The following is a 12,470-nucleotide window of genomic DNA, read 5'->3' as shown; positions in this document are numbered from 1 at the left end:
CTTGCCGGTCCATAAGTCTCTTCGCAGGTACAAAAGCAAGATCACTGCTCAGATTTCAACGCAAGGGAGGGAGCATTCGGCGGTGCGATGTTTCACGTGAAACATCCGTTCGTGTTTTGCGCGTCAAGCATCGCCGTACAGACCCTTCTCGAACTGCTCGAGGTGTTTCGCCACCAGGCGGTACGTGTCGGCGCACAGCTCCATCGTCGCTCGCGCCTCGAGGCGCTCGTATGCGGGTATGAGCCCATCCACGCGCTCGGCCGTGCTTCGGTGCGTCTCGATGAGCTCGTCGATGAGGGCACGGCCGGTCTTCTGGTCCACGAGGCTGATGTTTGCCAAGACGGGCAGGAAGCCGAAGTCCACGCGCGCGGGCAGCGCGGCGGCCTCGTCCATGAGCTCGGCGAAGCGCTCGCGTCCTTTGTCCGTGATGGTGTACACCGTCTTCTCGGGCATCTCGCCCTCCTTGACGACGGTGCCGTCGGCGTAGCCTTCGTCGCACAGGCGGATGACGTTGCGGTACACCGACGGCGAGCTGATGCGTATCCAGCGGCGGACGTTGCGCTCTTCCAGCGTCTTGTCCATCTCGTACGCGCTCATCGGCCGCTCGATGAGCGCTCCCAGGATCATGATCTCGATCGAATGGCTGGCCATTTTTCTGGTTCCCTTCGGTTTTCGTTGGCAAGGAATATACTATCACTGATAGTATAAAGCGCAAGGGGAGACTGCAGAAATCTCACCGATGGAGGGCGCGAGCGCTCGCACGCCACTCTCGGGGCGGGAGGCCGCACCGGGCACGAAACGCTTCGGAGAAGCTGCCCTGACGGGAATAACCCACGCGTGCGGCTATTTCGGCCAGAGACAGGTCGGTGGTCTCGAGCAGCTCGCAAGCGTGATGCATGCGCACATCGCGCGCGTACTCCTGCGGCGTCATGCCGCAGGATAGCCTGAACAACTCGATGAGCTTGCTCGTTCCCATGCAAGTCGCGCGGCAGAGCTCCTCGGTGGTAGCGGGGCGCGCGAGATCTTGCTGGATGAGGTGCTGGGCAACCGCCACTGCGGCGACGTCGTCTGCCGAGAGCGCGATGGGCGCACGGCCGCATGCAAGCCGCCAATCCACGATGAGCGCGCACGCTTCCACTACTTTGCTCTCGTAGAACGCCTCCGCCACGACGGCGCTCGGTCGGGCTTGTCGCATGTCGTCGAGCAGGGAGGGCAGCCTGGCGGGGCAGGACGTGCCGTCGAGCGCGGTGATAGCCGAGCTCAGCACCACGGGGTCGCAGTGCAGCCGCAGGCTGACGTCGCGCAGCGCCTCGGGCAAGAGCATGACGAACGTCTCTCCCAACCTCGCCCCGCCCTGCACCCGCTGATGATAGGGGGCATGCTTCCAGGCGTGCCCCACCACGGTGCGGTCGGGCAGTGTCGCGTCGATACCCAAGTAGGGGAGCATCCCCTGGTTGTAGGAGCCGAAGTAGAAGCAATCGGCCGCGTCGCAGAAGAATCCGCCCTCCTCGCGAAGCGTAAAGTCGAACGCGCCCACCGCTAGGCGATCGCCGATGGGGAAGTACCAGAAGGAGCCCATGCCGATCGCGGGATCGATCAGCCACAGGAGCCCTTGACGCCCGTGTTCGGCCGCGTCGGCCGGCACGCCGCCAAGCTGCCGTACCTGCGGCTCGAACAGCGTGTCGATGGCCCTGCCGGCCCCGCGGTCCGTTTCGGCGCGATTCTTGAAGTTTTCGGCGGGATTGCGCATTGGCGCATTCCTCCTCTCCGTTCCCCCGAAGGACGCTAGTATAGTTAACCATGGATAACAATACTACTACAAACAGGGCCTTGGGGGAACAGTCTGCCCATGGCGCAAACGCAGCACCGTCATTCGCCTGCGCCGCTACTTTGAAAGCTGCGGGCGCGACGAGGTCGTTGCATGCGGGTGGCGGGGATGCCTGCGCCGCGAAAGCGTCGGAGAGGGCCTGCGGCAGGGCTGCGGCAGTGCCGCCCGCGCACCGCGTCGATCCCCGTGTCTCGTTGGTCTGCATCCTGTTGATCGGCCTGTCCACGTTCGCCTCCGCATCGGTGGCAGTTGAGTTGGCGGCGATGGGCGGGTGCGTGCTCGTCGGCATCTGGTGCGGGCGGCCCTCCTCGGCCCTGCGTTGGGCTGCGGCCTGGGCGGCGCTGTTCGTCCTCTGCTGGCTGTGCGCGCACTCGGGCGTGGTGCTCATGGCCGTGGGCGCCTCGTTGGCGATGCTGCGCCGCATGCTGTGCGCCTTCATGATGGCTGCGAACATGGTGGGCACCACGCGTACCGGGGAGCTCGCCTACAGCCTGCAGCGCCTTGGCCTGCCGAAGCGGGTGTCGGCGGCGCTGTGCGTGATGTTGCGCTTCGCTCCCACGCTCGGTCAGGAGTTCGGTGCGGTACTTGACGCCATGAAGGTGCGCGGTATCGCGCTCTCGCCGGCACGTGTTTTGCGGCATCCCGTGCAGGTGGTCGAGAACCTGCTGGTGCCAGTGGTGGGACGAGTGGGTATCGTGGCCGATGAGCTGGCGAATGCGGCGGCCGTGCGCGGCATCGACGCGCCGAATCGGCGCACGAGCTACTACGAGCTGCATATCGGTGCGGCTGATGCGCTGCTGCTTGCGTACTTCGCCGCGATTGCGGGCGTGTCTGCGGCGCTGGGCGCGGGGGTGCTGGCATGACGGCGTCGCAGAGGCTGCGCGATGGCATGGCCGTGGAATTCCATGGAGTGGCGTTCTCCTATGCCGATGCGGAAGGAAACCTGTTCGAGCCGGTGTTGAAGGGTGTGAACCTGTCTGTTGCGCGAGGGCAGTGCGTGGCGGTGACGGGTTGTTCCGGCTGCGGGAAGACCACGCTCATGCGCCTCGTGAACGGGCTGGCGCCCCAAGCCTACGACGGGGAGCTTTCCGGTGCGGTGCGCGTGCTGGGGCAGGATGCGGCCGACTTGGGCATCGAGGGGCTCTCGCTGTGCGTGGGCTCCGTGTTCCAGAATCCGCGCAGCCAGTTCTTCAACCTGGACACCACCTCCGAGATCGCCTTCGGGTGCGAGAACGCGGGCCTGCCGCACGATGAGATTCACCTCCGCGTTCACGACGCCGCAGCCGACCTGGGCATCTCTCATCTGCTCGACCGTGACATCCGGAAGCTTTCGGGAGGACAGCGCCAGATGGTGGCCCTTGCGTCGGTGCATGCGCTGGGTCCGGAGGTGTTCGCCCTTGACGAGCCCACGGCCGCACTCGATGTGGCGTCCATGCGCACCCTTGCGCACCTCGTTCGGCGTCTGAAAGAGCTAGGGCGTACGGTGATCGTCTCGGAGCACCGGCTGTGGTGGCTGCGGGGGATAGCCGACCGGGTGGTGCATATGGAGAACGGGCGCATCGCCCACGACTGGGTGGCTGCGGAATTCGAGCGCCTGTCCGTGTGCGAGCTTCACCAGATGGGCCTGCGGGCCTGGCGCATCGAGGATGCCCGCGCCGAAGACATGCCGACGGCCAGGCAGGATCCCTCCGCTCCCATGCTCGCCCCGGGCGCCGCCTCCGCTGCAGCGCTCTCGTTCAGCGACCTTCGTGCGGGCTATCGTCGCGGCGGTGATGTGCTACGCGGGGCCGCCGGCGTGTTCGCGCCCCGGCGTATCGCGGCTTTGGTGGGAGGCAACGGCGCGGGGAAGTCGACGCTTGCGCGCTGCTTGGCCGGGTTGCATCGCGAGCGCGCGGGACAGGTGGCGTTCGGGGGCCGATCGGTTCCGTATCGCAGACGAGCCGGCCGGGCGTTCCTGGTGATGCAGGAACCGGGCTACCAGTTGTTCGCCCATACGACCGCATGCGAGCTGGAAGCGGCCGCGGCCCGCCGCCTCGGCCGCGGCAAGGCGGCGCGGATGGCGGCCAGCGAGGCGCTCGACCGTTTCGGCCTGGCGCATCTGGCCGAGCGGCATCCGCTGTCGCTCTCGGGCGGCGAGCGCCAGCGACTGGCCATTGCGGCCGGCGTGCTGCAAGGGGCTCGCGTTCTGGTGCTAGACGAGCCCACGAGCGGGCTCGATTTCGCCAACATGCAGGCCGTCGCCAGAGAGCTTGAGCGCGTGCGCGACGGCGGCACGTGCGTGACGGTGATCACGCACGACTACGAGTTCATCGTCGCCGCATGTGACGAGGTGGCCGTGGTGGCGGATGGCCGTGTGAGCGTCCAAGAGCCGCTTGAGCGAGCGAACCTGCCCGCCGTGCGCCGCATGCTCGGTTTCGACGGGTGATGAGCTCGCGTGCTTCGGCATTACTTCCGATGAAAGGAGTTCTTGTATGGAATCGACAGCAACGAAAAAGCGCACGCTCGCCCGCGGCACCCGGCTTACCGGTCGCGACTATGTGGTGCTCGCCGTATTCGGCGTGCTTCTGTTCGCGGTGTTCATGGCCTTCTCGATAGTGTGCTCCCTCAGTGCCACCACGTCGTGGTTCACCCATGGGGTGGGCGCTGTTCCGGCCGGCATCGTGTGGACGTATGTGTTGGCCCGTGTTCCAAAACGCGGCGCGGTGGCGCTCATGTGCCTGCTGGTGGCGCTTCTCGGCTTGGTTATGGGCATGTTCTGGACAGGCCCTCTGGGCATCGCCCTCGGCGGTGTGGTGGCCGAGCTCGTGTTGGGCGCGCCGGGCAAGCGCACCGCCTTTCGCCGTGTGGCGGCGTTCGTCTCCTTCGTCGTGTGCTTCTGGGCCGGGCATGTCTCGCTTATCTACCTCACGGGCCAGGCGTACGTGGACATGGTTGTGGCATCGGGAATGACGGCCGAGTACGGCCAGCAGCTCGTGGACTTCATGTACGGCCCGCTCGCCCTGGTGGCGCTTGCAGCAGCCGTGGCGGGTCCCATCGTCGGCGGTCTTTTGGGGGAGCGCGTGTTCAAGAAGCATTTCGCGCGGATGGGCGCCTAGTCGCATCGAGGTGAGCCGACGCGGCCTCGGCAGGCTGCGTTCGAGGAAAGGAAGGAAGCATCATGGCAGAAGCAGCAACGGCAGCTGGCGTGCTGCATGGAACCGCCAGCTCCGGTGGGACGACTCCGCCGGCGGGCGCCCCCGCCGCGGGGGCGGGGAGCGGGCGCGCGCCGGCGGCTGACAGGGCGATGCCCGTGGCGCCGCCTGGCCCCAAAGAGGCCGTCGGACGACTGCTCGGGTTCGCGGGCTCGCGCAAGAAGCTCGCGGTCCTGGGGTGTGTCCTTGCGGGCGTAAATGGCGTCTTCGCGGTCATGCCCCTGGTGTGCGTGTGGTTCGTGCTGCGCGACCTCGTGGCCGTGGCTCCCAACTGGAGCGCTGCGGAGGGGCTTGCCTTCTGGGGCTGGCTTGCGTTCACGTTCTCGGCAACGGGCCTGTTGGTGTACTTCGCGGCGCTCATGTGCACCCACCTGGCGGCGTTCCGCACGGCGGCGAACATGCGCAAGCAGGCGCTCGGCCACTTGGGCCGCGTGCCGCTCGGCTACTTCGACTCCCACGCCTCGGGACATCTGCGGCGCGTGGTGGACGGCTGCGCCGGTCAGACCGAGGACATGCTTGCGCACAAGCTGCCCGACTTCGTGGGGTCGCTCGTCACCCCGGTGGCATTCGTGGCGGTCATGTTCGCGTTCGACTGGATCATGGGGCTTGTGTGCCTCGTTCCCATTGCCATCTCGGCGCTCATGATGTGGTGGATGATGGGGCGTCGGACGAAAAAAGGTGGCATGCCGTTCATGATGCTCTACCAAGACGCGCTCAACCGCATGAACAAGGCGGCCGTGGAATACGTGCGCGGCATCCCCGTGGTGAAGGTGTTCCAGCAGACGGTGCATTCGTTCCGTGCGTTCTCCGAGGCTATCATGAGCTACCGCGACATGGCCTGCCAGTACTCGAAGTCGTGCCAGCGCCCTCAGGTCGTTCAGCTCGTTGCCATCAACGGCACGTTCGCCGTGCTCGTGCCCGCTGGCATCCTCCTGGCGCATACCGCGGGCGATTTCGCAGCGTTTCTGACGGACTTCCTGTTCTATGCGGTGTTCTCGGCCATCACTACCACCATGATGACGAAGGTGATGTACGCGAGCGAGGCCGTCATGATGGCGCAGGACTCCGTGCGCCGCATCGACGAGATACTCGCGACAAAGCCGCTAGCGGAGCCATCGGCGGCGCAGGCCGGGCATCCGCGCGATGGCTCGATCTCCTTCGAGCATGTGGGTTTCGCGTACCCTGGCGCTTTGGAAGACGCGCTGGTGGACATGAGCTTGGAAGTGCCCGCCGGCTCCACGGTAGCGCTCGTGGGACCCTCGGGTGGAGGCAAGACGACGGCCGCCAGCCTCGTGCCCCGCTTCTGGGATGTGGATTCGGGCAGCGTGAGCGTGGGCGGGGTGGACGTGCGCGACATCCCCGCCTCCGAGCTCATGGCGCAGGTGGCCTTCGTGTTCCAAAACGACCGCCTGTTCAAGACGTCGCTTTTGGAGAACATCCGCGCCGCGCGTCCGGGCGCCACGCGCGCACAGGTGGAGGCCGCGGCCCACGCCGCGCAGTGCGACGACATCATGGCGAAGTTCCCCGACGGTTTGGACACGCAGGTAGGCGCGAAGGGCGTGTACCTCTCGGGCGGCGAGTGCCAGCGTATCGCGCTCGCCCGCGCCATCCTGAAGGACGCGCCCATCGTGGTGCTCGACGAGGCCACGGCGTTCGCCGACCCGGAGAACGAGGCGCTCATCCAGCGCGCCTTGGCGAGGCTCTGCGAGGGCAAGACGGTGCTCATGATCGCGCACCGGCTATCCACCGTCACGGGCGCCGACGTCATATGCGTGTTGGACGGGGGCCGGGTGGTCGAGCGCGGCCGGCACGACGAGCTGGTTGCGGCCGGCGGCCTGTATGCGAAGATGTGGAACGATTACCGCACGTCGGTAACGTGGAGGATTGAAGGGAGCGGCACCCATGCTGCGTGATAAGTTCGCACTGACCGAACAGGGCGCGCGCGATTTCAAGCGCGGCGTGGGGGCCGCAGCGTTGGCCAACGTCGTGCTCATGGCGCCCATCGGCGTGCTGTTCACGGTTACGGGCGCGTTCGTGTCCCACTTGATCGACCCGTCGCAACCGTTGCCGGAGCTCGGAGCGTATCTCCTGGCCATCGTTGCGGTGCTCGCCATCATGCTGCTCACGCAGAATCTCGAGTACGACAGCACCTACAACGTGGTGTACAACGAAAGCGCTCGCAAGCGCATCGGGCTGGCCGAGAAACTGCGGCAGCTACCGCTGTCGTTCTTCGGGCAGCGCGATCTGTCGGATCTCACGAGCGCGGTCATGAAGGACTGCGCCGACCACGAGCGCATGTTCTCCCATGTCATGCCGCAGCTGTTCGGTGCAGCCATTTCGACGGCGGTGGTGGCCGTTTGCCTGCTCGCATTCGACTGGCGTCTGGCGCTGGCGGCGCTGTGGCCTATCCCGGTGGCAGTGGCGGTGCTGCTGTCCACCACGCGTCTTCAGCAAGCGGCAGGACGCGCCCGCAACGAGGCGAACCTCGAGCTTGCCGATGGCATCCAGGAGTACCTGGAATGCGCTCGCGAGATCCGCGCCACGAACCAGGTCCCGGCGTTTCTCGGGCGCGTGGGAGAGAGGGTAGACGCCTTCGAGCATGCGAAGATCAGGGCGGAGCTGACTGCTGGCGTGAGCGCGTCGTCGGCCCAGGCGCTTTTGCGGCTCGGCATTGGCACCACGGTGCTGGCAGGTGCGCTGCTCATTGCGGACGGGCAGGTGGACTTCATGGTGTTCTTCTGCTTCCTGCTGGCGGTTACGCGCGTGTACGATCCGGTGAACGTCATCCTGCAGACCATCATCGAGTTGCTGGACTTGCGCCTGAACATCGCTCGGCTGCAGGCTATTGAGGACGAGCCTGTGCAGGCAGGTGCGATCGAGTTCAAGCCGGCGGGTCACGACCTGGCCTTCGAAGGCGTGTCGTTCTCCTACGGCGAGGGCGAGCGCGTGCTGAGCGACGTGACGTTCACTGCCCGCGAAGGCGAAGTGACGGCATTGGTGGGCCCCAGCGGCGGAGGCAAGTCCACCGTGGCCAAGCTGGCTGCTCGCTTCTGGGATGCCGATGCGGGACAGGTGCGCGTGGGAGGAGTGGACGTGGCGGGCGTGGAGCCGGAGGCGCTCTTGGCAGACTACGCCGAGGTGTTCCAGGATGTGGTGTTGTTCGACGATACGGTGATGGGCAACATCCGGCTCGGCCGGGCCGGCGCTTCCGACGAGGAGGTTCTCGCCGCCGCCCGCGCCGCGAACTGCGATGAGTTCGTGCTGTGCATGCCGCAGGGCTACGACACGCCCATCGGCGAGAACGGAAGCCGTCTTTCGGGCGGCGAGCGCCAGCGCATCTCCATCGCCCGCGCCATCTTGAAGGACGCGCCCATCGTGCTGCTGGATGAGGCCACGGCCTCGTTGGACGTTGAGAACGAGACGCAGGTGCAGACGGCGCTCTCGCGGCTTCTGGCGGGCAAGACCGTGCTCGTGATCGCACACCGCATGCGTACCGTGGCGAACGCCGACAAGGTCGTGGTGCTGAAGGAGGGCCGTGTGGCGGAGGAAGGCTCGCCGGAAGAGCTCATGGCACGCGAAGGCGGTTTGTACCGCCGTATGGTGGAGCTGCAAACCGAAACCGCCGGGTGGTCGCTGGCGTCGTAAGCGGCGATATGCACCCTACTGTGCGTGGTACTCGAGCGCTTTCATGCAGAAGGAGTCTGCGCGGTGGCCGAAGAGCCGCCGCGCAGCGTTCACCGTCGAGATGCGCGGCGCTTTCGACAGGCTATTGCGCTTGCTGCGAGCGTCCCGGCAGCCAAGAGCACGATGCCGGCGACGACGGTCGGCTGCACGCTGTCGCCTGTTGCGGCGAGAAGCTTGGCGCTCGATGAAGAAGGCTGGGAGCCGGGCGTCGGGGGCGTCGGTTCGGGTGCAGGTGCGATTGCGGGAACGCCGCTCGCAGCGAGGAACAGCGGACCGGCGACTGCGCCCTTCTTGACGGCAACGACGCCGGTGGCATCGTTGTAGGTGTAGTCCGTGCCGTTGACCAGCTCTCGGCCGTCTGCGCTTCCCAGGCGCACGCTCACCGAGCCGGGCAGCGTATAGCCGGTGTCGGCCGTGAGCGTGAGACAGTTGCTCTCCTCGCCGTCCTTCTCGTACGTTGCGACCGGCTGCTCGGCACCGGTTCCCGCAAGGGAGAGCCCGGCCAGGCTCGCGTTCACCGGGAAGGTGCACGAGCTCACCGTCCCCCCTTCGCCGATGATGATGGGACGTGCGAAGAAGCCGCCCTCGATGACGCCCCGATTGGTCACGTCGCCAAGGAACATGCCGCCCGAGACAGTGCCGCCTTCTTTGTTGCTCACGATGGATGAGAACGTTCCGCCTCCGATGGCGTCGTAGTTCGTCACCGCTCCTGCGAACGTGCCGCCGGTGATGGCGGCCGCATTCCAGTCGGGATCGGGGTCGCCGTTGGTCACGGGGCCGGCGAACGTGCCGCCAGATATGGTGCCGCCGCCGTCGGTGGTGTCCTCGTCGTTGCTCGCAACGGTGCTGGTGGAGGAGAACGTGCCGCCCGCGATGATGCCCCTGCTGAGGATTTCGCCGTTAAACGTTCCTCCCTCGATGGTTCCGAAGTTGTCCATCTCCTCCGAGTTGAACGTGCCGCCCGAGATGGTGCAGGACTTGTTCTTGTCGGTGCCGAATCGTGCGTTGCCGTTCTGCACGTAGGCGTTGAACACGCCGCGGCCTTCGATGGCTCCGGAGTTGTTGACGCCGATGTTGAACTCGCCGCCGCCGATCGTCCCGGAGTTGTCCACGCTGTTGTTGTTGCCGCCGTCTTCGAACACGCCGCCCGAAACCACTGCGCCTTCGCTGTTGGTCACGTAGTCGTCGAACGTGCCGCCGGCAATCTTCCCGTGGTTGTGCGCGGATTCGTGGAACGTGCCGCCTTCGATGGTGCCGTAGTTGTTGACGGGCATATTGAACGTGCCGCTCTGGATGACGCCGCCCGCTTCGTTGTGCACGGTGGAACCGTTTCCCTTGGATCCGTTGACGAAGATGCCGTCTACAATGATGCCGCTGTTCCAGATGCGGTTCTCGCCGGAAACGTCGAACGCGTGGCCCGTGAACGCGAATGCGTATCCCGCTTCGAGCACGAGCTCGCCGTCGTCGTACGTCCAGCCATCGCCTGACGTGCTCACCGGCGCGCCGTCGTCGCCGACCTCGATCGTGACGGGAGTGGGCGTTGCGCCTCTTTCGTCGGCGAACGTGACGCTCGGAGCGAGCGCGCAGGCGAGCGTCGTCAGCAGGGCTAGGGCGAGCAGGCGTTTCCTCATGGGGACCCCCTTCGAGAGCATTGACCCTCGAATGCTAGCATGGGGAAGGGGGCTATCGATTTCCGGATCGAACCCGGCCGCTTTCGCTGCGAAATCGGCCGGGTTCGCCGTGCGCCGCCCGCTAGATGGACGACGCCACAGCCTCGTCGTCCGGCAGGGCTGCGGCTTCTTCGGCGCGCTCGAGCTTGGTCGGCCCCTGGCCCTCCCCGCTACCGGCGACCAGCGCCTCGTCGCCGCGCTCGGCCAGGTACTGCTCCATGGAGTAGTGGGTGATGTCGGATCGGTTGATCACGCCCACCACCTGGCCGTCGTCGAGAACCGGCACCTTCTTCAGATGGTTCTCGCCCAGCACGCGGCACACCTCGGGAAGGTCGGTGTGCACGTCCACGCCTATGATGCCCTTCGCGCCGATGCTCAGCGCCTGCATGCCCATGAGCTCGTCGAGCTTGCGGGCGAAGTCCTTGTTGCCGCCGTCGGCGTCCACGGTCTGCATGATCATGACCACGGGGTCCATCATCATGGTGGAGCGCTTCGACAGGTAGCGCATGATGTCGCCGTCGGACACGAAGCCCACGGCCTTGCCCTCGGCGTTCACGAGCGGCGCCGCGGAGATGTGCTTGTCCACCAGCAGCTTCATGGCCTCGGCCACGGTGGCGTTCGACGGCAGGGTGAACACGTCGCGCTTCATGATGGACTCGAGCACCGTGCGCCGTGCATTGTCCTTGTCGAGCTCGGCAGTCTCGCCCGGCTTGTTCTTCACGAGCGCCACCACCATGACGAAGCCGATGAGGCACAGCACGCCTGCCAGGGCGAACGCCACGTCGATGCCGAAGATGCTGGCCTGCGTGGGAGTCATCACCCGCGCGCTCGCGTTCGTGGCGATGGTGGACGCCGAAACGATGATGGCCGTGCCCAGCGAGCCCGCCACCTGGCGGAACGTGTTGTTCACCGAGGTGCCGTGGTTCACCAGCTCGTTGTCGAGCGCGTTCATGCCCCAGGTGGTGATGGGCATGTTCACCAGCGACAGCGAGAACAGGCGCACCGTGTACAGCACGGTCAGCGTGATCAGGCCCGTTTCGGTTCCCAGGAACGCGAAGCAGAACGTGGTGAGCGTCAGCACGCCCATGCCCACGAGCGCCAGCACGCGCGGGCCGTGCTTGTCGAACAGGCGGCCGGCGATGGGGCCCATGGCGCCCATGATGATGGCGCCGGGCAGCAGCACGAGGCCCGACACGGTGGCCGAGTAGCCCATGAGCGACTGCAGGTAGATGGGCACGAGGATGCCGGCGGCAAGCAGGGCGCCCTGCACGAGCATGCCGATGATGGTGGCGATGAGGAACTTGCGGTTGGCCAGCACGCGCACCTGCAGCATGGGATGCTCCATCTTCAGCTGGCGGCGGAAGAAGAACACGAGCGCCACCACGCCCACGAGCGTGCCCGCGATGGCGTCGGCGCGCAGGCCGTACGAGCCGATGGTGGACAGGCCGTACAGGAGGCCGCCGAAGCCGAACGACGACAGGACGACGGACGGCACGTCGAGGCTGACGTCTTTGTTCGTCTCGCCGCCCTTCTCCAGCACGAACGCGCCGATGAGCACGACGACGGCCGACAGCACGGTGATGATATAGAACATGTCATGCCAGGTGTAGCGGTCGATGATCACGCCGGCGACCGTGGGGCCGATGGCCGGGCCGAACGCGATGACGATGCCGAACAGGCCCATGGCCGTGCCGCGCTTGTCCACGGGGAACGTCCACATGAGCACGGTCATCACGAGCGGCATGAGGATGCCGGCGCCTGCGGCCTGCACGAGGCGGCCGAGCAGCAGCACGGCGAAGCTCGGCCCCCAGCCGGCCAGCGCGCTGCCCGCAGTGAAGATGGCCATGGACACGAGGAAGAGCCGCTTGGTGGTGAAGCGGTCCGTCAAGAACGCCGTGATGGGAATCATGATGGCGTTGACCAGGGTGAATCCCGTGGTCAGCCACTGCGCCGTGGAAGCGTCGACGCTCATCTCGGCCATGACCGACGGCAGCGCGGGCGCCACCACCGTTTGGTTCAAGACGGTGACGAACGTGCCGAACACGAGCACGGCCAACATGATGATCTGCTTGCGCGACAAACCCATATGCCTGATTC

The 12,470-nt window shown here is 66.2% G+C and carries 9 protein-coding genes; 5 read left to right on the top strand and 4 right to left on the bottom strand.

Translation table 11 applies throughout. From position 1 onward, the window contains the following. Positions 1–123: 123 nt before the first annotated feature. Together K9U15_RS06590 and K9U15_RS06585 are read right to left on the bottom strand one after the other, a co-directional pair. Positions 124–651, bottom strand: coding sequence for a PadR family transcriptional regulator (locus K9U15_RS06590; RefSeq protein ID WP_096227952.1), 528 nt, complete (start codon positions 649–651; stop codon positions 124–126). 82 nt (positions 652–733) lie between these two features. Next, positions 734–1,750 carry a helix-turn-helix domain-containing protein gene (locus K9U15_RS06585; RefSeq protein ID WP_096227953.1) on the bottom strand — a complete coding sequence of 339 codons (1,017 nt, stop codon included), beginning with the start codon at positions 1,748–1,750 and terminating at the stop codon, positions 734–736. Positions 1,751–1,986: 236 nt separating this feature from the next. On the opposite strand from K9U15_RS06585, the gene K9U15_RS06580 reads away from it, so the two are divergent. From K9U15_RS06580 to K9U15_RS06560, 5 genes are all read left to right on the top strand, one after another. Continuing rightward, positions 1,987–2,691, top strand: coding sequence for an energy-coupling factor transporter transmembrane protein EcfT (locus K9U15_RS06580; protein ID WP_227115166.1), 705 nt, complete (start codon positions 1,987–1,989; stop codon positions 2,689–2,691). Positions 2,692–2,717: 26 nt separating this feature from the next. Continuing rightward, positions 2,718–4,253 carry an ABC transporter ATP-binding protein gene (locus tag K9U15_RS06575; RefSeq protein WP_227115167.1) on the top strand — a complete coding sequence of 512 codons (1,536 nt, stop codon included), beginning with the start codon at positions 2,718–2,720 and terminating at the stop codon, positions 4,251–4,253. A gap of 46 nt (positions 4,254–4,299) precedes the next feature. Next, on the top strand, positions 4,300–4,923 hold the full coding sequence (locus K9U15_RS06570) for an MptD family putative ECF transporter S component (protein WP_096227956.1): 624 nt from the start codon (positions 4,300–4,302) through the stop codon (positions 4,921–4,923). Between the two features lie 188 nt (positions 4,924–5,111). Beyond that, entirely contained in the window at positions 5,112–6,932 is a 1,821-nt protein-coding gene (locus tag K9U15_RS06565) for an ABC transporter ATP-binding protein (protein WP_087191103.1), read from the top strand. Then, a complete protein-coding gene (locus tag K9U15_RS06560) occupies positions 6,922–8,664 on the top strand; it encodes an ABC transporter ATP-binding protein (protein ID WP_096227957.1) in 1,743 nt (580 codons plus the stop codon). Before K9U15_RS06565 ends, K9U15_RS06560 begins: the two co-directional genes overlap by 11 nt. A gap of 89 nt (positions 8,665–8,753) precedes the next feature. Here the strand turns inward: K9U15_RS06560 and K9U15_RS06555 are convergent, their stop codons facing one another. Then, positions 8,754–10,334, bottom strand: coding sequence for a hypothetical protein (locus K9U15_RS06555; protein WP_301155789.1), 1,581 nt, complete (start codon positions 10,332–10,334; stop codon positions 8,754–8,756). Between the two features lie 121 nt (positions 10,335–10,455). Next, a complete protein-coding gene (locus K9U15_RS06550) occupies positions 10,456–12,459 on the bottom strand; it encodes an MDR family MFS transporter (RefSeq protein WP_096227959.1) in 2,004 nt (667 codons plus the stop codon). Positions 12,460–12,470: the final 11 nt, after the last annotated feature.

This window comes from Gordonibacter sp. RACS_AR68, from assembly GCF_030418485.1.
GTDB classification, from domain to species: domain Bacteria; phylum Actinomycetota; class Coriobacteriia; order Coriobacteriales; family Eggerthellaceae; genus Gordonibacter; species Gordonibacter urolithinfaciens.
Note: the sequence above shows the minus strand (reverse complement) of the source record. Positions and strands in the feature narration are given on the sequence as shown.

What these genes read in the sequence shown, in the direction of transcription:
- K9U15_RS06555 (WP_301155789.1), bottom strand. Translation starts at nt 10,334, where the DNA reads ATGAGGAAACGCCTGCTCGCCCTAGCCCTGCTGACGACGCTCGCCTGC.
- K9U15_RS06560 (WP_096227957.1), top strand. Translation starts at nt 6,922, where the DNA reads ATGCTGCGTGATAAGTTCGCACTGACCGAACAGGGCGCGCGCGATTTC.
- K9U15_RS06590 (WP_096227952.1), bottom strand. Translation starts at nt 651, where the DNA reads ATGGCCAGCCATTCGATCGAGATCATGATCCTGGGAGCGCTCATCGAG.
- K9U15_RS06565 (WP_087191103.1), top strand. Translation starts at nt 5,112, where the DNA reads ATGCCCGTGGCGCCGCCTGGCCCCAAAGAGGCCGTCGGACGACTGCTC.
- K9U15_RS06585 (WP_096227953.1), bottom strand. Translation starts at nt 1,750, where the DNA reads ATGCGCAATCCCGCCGAAAACTTCAAGAATCGCGCCGAAACGGACCGC.
- K9U15_RS06575 (WP_227115167.1), top strand. Translation starts at nt 2,718, where the DNA reads ATGGCCGTGGAATTCCATGGAGTGGCGTTCTCCTATGCCGATGCGGAA.
- K9U15_RS06570 (WP_096227956.1), top strand. Translation starts at nt 4,300, where the DNA reads ATGGAATCGACAGCAACGAAAAAGCGCACGCTCGCCCGCGGCACCCGG.
- K9U15_RS06550 (WP_096227959.1), bottom strand. Translation starts at nt 12,459, where the DNA reads ATGGGTTTGTCGCGCAAGCAGATCATCATGTTGGCCGTGCTCGTGTTC.